Source organism: Mesorhizobium sp. M2A.F.Ca.ET.067.02.1.1 (assembly GCF_004023285.1).
GTDB lineage: Bacteria > Pseudomonadota > Alphaproteobacteria > Rhizobiales > Rhizobiaceae > Mesorhizobium.
Genome location: NZ_RZSB01000303.1, coordinates 1 through 6670 on the forward strand (window position 1 = coordinate 1; position 6670 = coordinate 6670).

Sequence of the window (6670 nt, forward strand, 5' to 3'; positions counted from 1 at the left end):
CGCATGCGGGCCTTGGTGAAGCGTTGCCGCCCATGCGGCCCCGCGCGAAAGGGAATGAAAAATCAGTTGGCGGCGGCGGCCAGGATCGGCCCGCCGCGCGGCGCCTGCACCAGCACGGCGGTGCTCAAGCCGCCGCTGGCCGCCGGCAGCGGCAGCGTTGTCGCTTCACCGTTCCAGCTGCCGAGCCTTGTCAGCGCATGCACGACATTGGCGTGCGGCAGCGTGCGGCCGGTGTTCTCGCCACGCGCCACCGGCACCTCGACGACGCCCTTGTTGTAGCGCACCAGCCAGATGTCGGCGCCGCCGCCCAGCGCCTTGCCGGCGCCGATGCTGACCTTGCCCTGCCCGAGCGAAAGCTCGGGGCCCTGCGGGTGGCCGCTGTTGGCGATGAGGCCCTGGATCTCGCCGGGCGCACCACCCACGGCGTCATGGCTGCCATTCACCACCACCTGCGGCGTGAACGGCCCGTCATGGCCGAGCGACGGCTCATAGGTCACCTGGCGGTCGGTGAATTCCTTGCGGCCAAAAGTGTCCTTCCAGCCGAGATAGTCCCAGTAGGTGACGTTGAACGATAGCGCCAGCACGCCCGGCTGGTCCTTGACCTTGATCAGGTTGGCATTGGCCGGCGGGCAGGACGAGCAACCCTGGCTGGTGAACAGCTCGACCACGGTGAGTGGCTGGGCGGCCGCGGCACCGATCGTGGCCACGAGCATCGCGCCGGCAAGCAGGCCTGTCTTCAATCGGGTCATGGGAAGCAATCTCCGTAGCGGGGTCATGCTCCCATTTCGCCACCGCGGATCGCTTCGTTACAGGCTTCACCGGTTTGTGATTGCAGGCCGCTTCTCTTCCGATCGCGGAAGAAGGCTCATCCGTTCACCGCGCGGCTATCTTCCGGCGCTTCGGCCCTTTCCGTCAGCCCGTAATCGCGCACGACCTGGGCGATGCGCAGACGGTAGCCGGCAAAGATGCCGCCGCGGCCGGCCTTTTGCGCCTGGCGGTGCTCCTCGGTGTTGCGCCAGGCTTTCACCGCTTCCTCGTCGCGCCAGAAGGACAGCGACAGCACCCGCTTCGGATCGGTCAGGCTCTGGAAGCGCTCGACCGAGATGAAGCCGTCGATGCTTTCGAGCAATGGCCTGAGCTCGGCGGCGATGCCGAGATAGGCATCGCGCTTTCCTTCGGCCGGTTCGACCTCGAAGATGACAGCGATCATGCCTCTATTCCTTCCTTGACGGTCACGTCGGTGCGAAAGAGCTGCCTTGGACCGTGCGGTCCCGACACCAGCTTCAGGAAGACGCGATCTTCCTTCAAGATGAACTTCTCACGCCTGGCGAACTCGTAATTTGCCTTGCCCGCGGGGTCCTCGGCAAGCCGGGCGCGATAGGCCTCATAGGCGGCGAGGCTCTCGATATTGTAGGCGGCATAGGCCGTGGTGGCCGAGCCTTCATGCGGCGCGTAGTAGCCGATGAGCTCGGCGCCGCAGCGCGGAATGGCCTGGCCCCAGGCGCGCGCATATTGCTCGAAGGCCGCCCGGCCGAACGGGTCGATCTCGTAGCGGATGAAGCAGGTGATGGTCATGTCGGTCTCCTCGTCGGTTGGCTTGCGTGCATCGATGCTTCGACCGTGATCGAAACATCGCTGGCGGCTCTGTGCTAGAGCAGGATGACGTTTCGTTGAATCGTCATCCTGCTCTAACTCTTTGTTGGAGCATGATCTTTTCCGAAAACCGGTTCCCACTTTTCGGGATCATGCTCTAGGCATCCTCCTGTCAGGAGTGTTTGCCCGGGCTGCTTGAGATGAGCCCAGAATAATGCTTCCCTGACGTGAATGCTTCGATGAGGATCGAACCATGCGTGAAGGACCCGACATCGCCCGCATCGCCAGCCTGGTCGGCGACCCGGCCCGCGCCAACATGCTGAACGCGCTGATGGGCGGCACCGCGCTGACGGCGTCGGAGCTGGCGCTGGAAGCCGGCGTGTCGATGCCCACGGCTTCCTCCCATCTGTCGAAGCTGATGGAGGGCGGGCTGCTCACCTTGGCGAGCCAGGGCCGTCACCGCTATTACGGGCTGGCCAGCGCGCAGGTGGCCGGCATGATCGAGGCGATCATCGGCGTCGCCGAGGCGGTCGGTCCGAAGCGGGTGCGGCCGGGACCGCGCGACGCGGCGATGCGGGTGGCGCGGGTCTGCTACGACCACCTCGCCGGCGAGCAGGCGGTGGCCATGCTCGACCGGCTTTTCGACCGGAAGCTTCTGCTGCGCGAGGACAATGAAATCAGGCTCTCGCCAGCCGGTGCCGCGCATTTTTCCGCGCTCGGCATCGAGATCCAGGCCAAGGCGCGGCGGCCGGTGTGCCGCGCCTGCCTCGACTGGAGCGTGCGGCGCTCGCATCTCGCCGGGATGCTCGGCGCCGCTATCCTCGACAAAATCATCGCGGAGAAATGGGCCCGCCGCGAGAAGGACAACCGAGCCGTGGTGTTCTCGCCGAGGGGCAGGCAAGAGTTTGGGAGGGTGTTTCTGGCGTAGGGGGCGCGCACTAACGACAGCCTCGCAATGCTGGCGCGAGGCCCCCTCTCTGCCCTACCGGGCATCTCCCCCTCAAGGGGGGAGATCGATGTCATGCCGGCTTTCGCCAACCTTCAACATTGCAGGACAAGCGAGGCGTCGAGACTGCCAATCTCCCCCCTTGAGGGGGTTGAGGAGCGGTCCGCGCAGCGGACGGGAAGCCAATTGCTTGGCTTTCCGAGCGACGAAAGCCCTGAGCGACAGCGAAGGGCCGCGCAGTCCGGCAGGACAGAGGGGGCGCGAAGGATCGCGGCGTTGCCCGGCGCTTGCGAGGCTCACCCCCTTTTCAACGCCTTCCCCAGCTTGAAGAACTCCCTCCACGGATCGGCTTTCTTCAGTTGCGCCAGTGTGGAAGCATCCCCAAGCGGGAAGGCATTCGGCGCCAGCCCCTTCTCGATCTCGGGCCAGGTCACCGGCATCGATATCGTGGCGCCCTTCTTGGCGCGCGAAGAATAGGGCGCGACGGTGGTCGAGCCGCGGCCGTTGCGCAGATAGTCGACGAAGATCTTTCCGGTGCGCGCCTTCTTCGACAATGTCGCGGTGTAGCGGTCGGGCGCCGCCTGCTCCAGCGCACGGGCGAAGTCGTGCGCGAAATCCTTGACCTCGTCCCATTCCGCCGAGGGTTTCAGCGGCACCAGCACATGATAGCCCTTGCCGCCGGAGGTCTTGACCAAATTGGGCAGCGACAAATCGTCGAGCTGCCTGCGGATGTCGAGCGCCGCCTCGCGCACTTTGGAGACATCGACGCCTTCGTCCGGGTCGAGGTCGAAGATGATCTGGTCCGGCTTTTCCAGCTCATCGATCGTCGAGCCCCAGATGTGCACCTCGACCACGCCGTACTGGACCAGCGCCGCCAGCCCGTCGAAATCCTTGATGTAGAGGATCTCCTCGCCATCGGTCGGATCTTTCATGCGGGCGATCTTGTCGCTCATGCCGGGCGAGGCGTGTTTCTGGAAGAAGCGCTGGCCGTGGATGCCGTCCGGCGCGCGCACCAGGCTCAGCGGCCGGTTGACGACGAATGGCTCCATGCGCGGCCAGACCAGCGCGTAGTGTTCGAGCAGGTCCTGTTTCGAAACCTTCTCGTCCGGCCACAGCAGCTTGTCGGGATGCGAGAGTTTTATCGAGGTCTTGGCCGCTCCGGCTGAGGTCTTGGCGGGTTTTGCGCCCGGCTTTGCTTCGCTCTCGGCCTTGCCGGCTTGCTTCGGCTTTTCCTGCACGACTTCCTCCGCCGGCTTGTCCTCGCGCAGCCCCTGGAACGAGGCATGACGGATTATACGGTCGGATGTCCAGCTGCGGAACTCCACCTCGCCGACAAGCTCGGGCTTGACGAAGGTGAGCCCCTTGCCCTTCGGCACCGCGGCCGAGAAGGGCGATGTCTTCGCCTCGAGGCGATCGAGCTTCTTTTTCAGATCCGTCATCACCTTGCCGGAAAAGCCGGTGCCGACACGGCCGGCATAGTGCAGCTTGCCGCCCTCATTGAAGCCGACCAGCAGCGAGCGCAGGCCGCGGCCCGTCTTGTCCGAAGGCAGATAGCCGCCGATGACGAATTCCTGCCTGAGCGTGCATTTCGACTTGATCCAGGTGAGGCCGCGCCCGCAGCGATAGGGCGCGTCGGCGCGCTTCGACACCACCCCTTCGAGGCCCATGCGGCAGACATGCTGCAGCATGACCTTGCCGGGTTCGTGGAAATGATCGCTGAAGCGCAGTGCCGAATCCTCGGGCTGCCGGCCCAGCAGTTCGGCCAGCGCCTGCTTGCGTTCGACCAGCGGCTCGCGGCGCAGGTCCTCGCCGTCGAGCCGCACCAGGTCGAAGACATAATAGATGAAGCGGTCGGCGCGGCGGGCCGACAGGTCCGCCTGCAGCAGCGGGAAGGACGACACACCGCTGTCGGCCAGCACCACGACCTCGCCGTCGATGATGGCGTCGCGGCATTTCAGCTTGGCCAGGGCCGCTGTGACCGGCCCCTCGAATTTCCCTGTCCAGTCGAGGCCGGCGCGGGTGAGCAGCCTGACCTCGCTGCCTTCGATCTGCGCCTGCATGCGATAGCCGTCGAATTTCACCTCGTGCAGCCAGTCGTCGCCGGTGGGTGCTTCCTTCTCCAGCGTCGCCAGTTGCGGCTCGATGAATTCGAGCCGCCCGGCCCGGCCGGCCTTGGCTTTGGCGGGCCTGTTGGACTGCCAGACCTTCGGCGTCTGCCCCTTGGCCGCCTTGCCTTCGCCGACCTCCTCGATGGTCAGGCCCGATTTCACCGATTTCGGTTTTTCTTCGAGGATATCCTCGCCGGGACGGGCGGCGGCATCGTCGGATTTGATCAGCAGCCAGTTGTCGCGCCTCTCGCCGGGGCGCGGCCTCAGCCTGACCAGATGCCAGCGGCCGTTGAGCTTGTGGCCTTCGAGCTCGAAGTCGATATGGCCCTTCTTCATGCCCTGAGCGGGATCGCCATCGGGCATCCATCTACCCTCGTCCCACACCAGGACCGAGCCGCCGCCATACTGGCCCTTTGGAATGGTGCCTTCGAAGGAAGCATAGTCGATCGGGTGATCCTCGACATGCACGGCCAGCCGCTTCTCATGCGGGTCGAGGCTCGGGCCGCGCGTCACCGCCCAGCTCCACAGCACGCCGTCATATTCCAGGCGGAAATCATAGTGAAGCCGCGTCGCGGCATGCTTCTGGACGACGAAGATGCCGCCGGCCTGCTTGCCGCGCTTCACCTTGCCGGCCGGCTCGGCGGTTTTCCTGAAGTCGCGCTTGGCGTGATATTGTTCGAGGCTGGCCATTGCGGGCTCCTATGCGGACTTGCGCTTCGGCGCGGCTTTGGCCTTCGCTCGTTTGGCCGGCGCTTTGGACGATGCCTTGCCGGCTTTGCCGTCATCCGCGTTGAGGCTCTTCTTCAGCGCGTCGAACAGGTTAACGACATTGGACGGTTTCGGCGATGCCTTGGCCTTCGGCGCCTTTCTCCCGGCCTTCCTGGAGCGGACCAGCTCGAGCAGCGATTCTTCGTACCGATCCCTGAACTTTGCAGGGTCGAACTTCGCCTTCTTCTTGTCGATGATAGTCTCGGCCAGCCCGACCATCTCGCCGTCCAGCTTCGCGGACTGGATGTCGGCGAAGACGCCGGACGCGTCGCGAACCGTATCTCCGTAGCGCAGCGTCGTCAGCAGCATGCCTTTGCCGAATGGCTCGATCATCGCCGGGCGCTCCCGCTGATAAAGCACGATGCGGGCGAGGCCGGCCATTTTCTTCTCCGCAAGCGCATCGCGAATGACGGCGAAGGCCTCCTGCGAGACCTTGTCGGCGGGGGAGACGTAATAGGGCGTGTCGAGATAGACCTGGTCGATCGAGGCCTTGTCGACGAAACCGTCGAGATCGAGCGTGTGCGAGGATTGGATCTGGACCGCCTCGATATCTTCGTCCTCGATGCGGATGAATTCGTCCTTGCCGACCTCGAAGCCCCTGACCTCCTCATCCTCTTCCAGCGGCTTTTGGCTTTTCTGGTCGACATAGACACGCCGCACCCTGTTGCCGGTCTTTCGGTTGAGGATGTGGAAGGACACCTTTTCGGCGTGGGTGACGACGTTGCTCAGTTGGATGGCGCAGGTGACCAGTGAAAGCTTGAGATAACCGCTCCAGGCGGGGCGCGGCGCCATGACGAACACTCCTTGCAACATCGGGGCAACATCGGACAAACCGAAACGACCGGAACGCCGCTTCGGTTCCCGGGGACGGGAAAGCCGACGCCATGCGCCGGCCTTATCGTCAGGCTATTCGGCCGCCTGCAGGTTGATCTTGCTTTCGGCGATCTCGGTGAGCTTGCGGTCGGTCGCCTCTTCTTCCTTGAGGTTCTTGGCCAGCACATTGGCGCAATCGCTGCGGCTGAGCTGCTTGGCCCAGGCGATCAGCGTGCCGTATCGCGTTATCTCATAGTGCTCGACGGCCTGCGCGGAGGCGATCAGCGCCGCATCGAGGACATCCTTGTCGTCGACATCGCCGCTGACCTCGTCAGCCTCCGCGAGGATGCCATCGATGGCCGGGCAGTTGACGGTCTTGGCCTTGACACCATGCAGCTCGAACACCTGCTCGACCCGCTCGATGTGACCCTTGGTCTGCGTG

7 protein-coding genes are annotated in these 6670 nt (G+C 64.5%); 1 reads left to right on the forward strand and 6 read right to left on the reverse strand.

Annotated features, from left to right (window positions below):
* Positions 1-62: 62 nt before the first annotated feature.
* The 3 genes from EOA28_RS20040 to EOA28_RS20050 form a co-directional block, all read right to left on the reverse strand.
* Entirely contained in the window at positions 63-749 is a 687-nt protein-coding gene (locus EOA28_RS20040; protein ID WP_128298040.1) for a DUF1223 domain-containing protein, read from the reverse strand.
* A 116-nt stretch (positions 750-865) separates the two neighbouring features.
* Complete coding sequence (locus EOA28_RS20045; protein WP_127253438.1) at positions 866-1210, reverse strand: antibiotic biosynthesis monooxygenase; 345 nt, start codon at positions 1208-1210, stop codon at positions 866-868.
* Positions 1207-1575: an NIPSNAP family protein gene (locus tag EOA28_RS20050; protein ID WP_127253439.1), complete on the reverse strand. Its 369-nt coding sequence runs from the start codon at positions 1573-1575 to the stop codon at positions 1207-1209. Before EOA28_RS20050 ends, EOA28_RS20045 begins: the two co-directional genes overlap by 4 nt.
* A 271-nt stretch (positions 1576-1846) precedes the next feature.
* Between EOA28_RS20050 and EOA28_RS20055 the strand changes: the two genes are divergently transcribed.
* Entirely contained in the window at positions 1847-2521 is a 675-nt protein-coding gene (locus EOA28_RS20055) for a winged helix-turn-helix domain-containing protein (protein ID WP_127253440.1), read from the forward strand.
* A 314-nt stretch (positions 2522-2835) separates the two neighbouring features.
* On the opposite strand, the gene ligD is transcribed toward EOA28_RS20055, so the two are convergent.
* The 3 genes from ligD to EOA28_RS20075 all read right to left on the reverse strand — a co-directional run.
* Positions 2836-5337, reverse strand: a complete 2502-nt coding sequence (ligD, locus tag EOA28_RS20065; RefSeq protein ID WP_127253441.1) for a DNA ligase D — start codon at positions 5335-5337, stop codon at positions 2836-2838.
* 9 nt (positions 5338-5346) lie between these two features.
* Complete coding sequence (locus EOA28_RS20070) at positions 5347-6207, reverse strand: Ku protein (protein ID WP_127253442.1); 861 nt, start codon at positions 6205-6207, stop codon at positions 5347-5349.
* Positions 6208-6321: 114 nt separating this feature from the next.
* A partial coding sequence (locus EOA28_RS20075) for a DUF892 family protein (RefSeq protein ID WP_148670769.1) occupies positions 6322-6670 on the reverse strand: 349 nt, incomplete at its 5' end.

What these genes read in the sequence shown, in the direction of transcription:
- EOA28_RS20040 (WP_128298040.1), bottom strand. Translation starts at nt 749, where the DNA reads ATGACCCGATTGAAGACAGGCCTGCTTGCCGGCGCGATGCTCGTGGCC.
- EOA28_RS20045 (WP_127253438.1), bottom strand. Translation starts at nt 1,210, where the DNA reads ATGATCGCTGTCATCTTCGAGGTCGAACCGGCCGAAGGAAAGCGCGAT.
- EOA28_RS20050 (WP_127253439.1), bottom strand. Translation starts at nt 1,575, where the DNA reads ATGACCATCACCTGCTTCATCCGCTACGAGATCGACCCGTTCGGCCGG.
- EOA28_RS20055 (WP_127253440.1), top strand. Translation starts at nt 1,847, where the DNA reads ATGCGTGAAGGACCCGACATCGCCCGCATCGCCAGCCTGGTCGGCGAC.
- ligD (WP_127253441.1), bottom strand. Translation starts at nt 5,337, where the DNA reads ATGGCCAGCCTCGAACAATATCACGCCAAGCGCGACTTCAGGAAAACC.
- EOA28_RS20070 (WP_127253442.1), bottom strand. Translation starts at nt 6,207, where the DNA reads ATGGCGCCGCGCCCCGCCTGGAGCGGTTATCTCAAGCTTTCACTGGTC.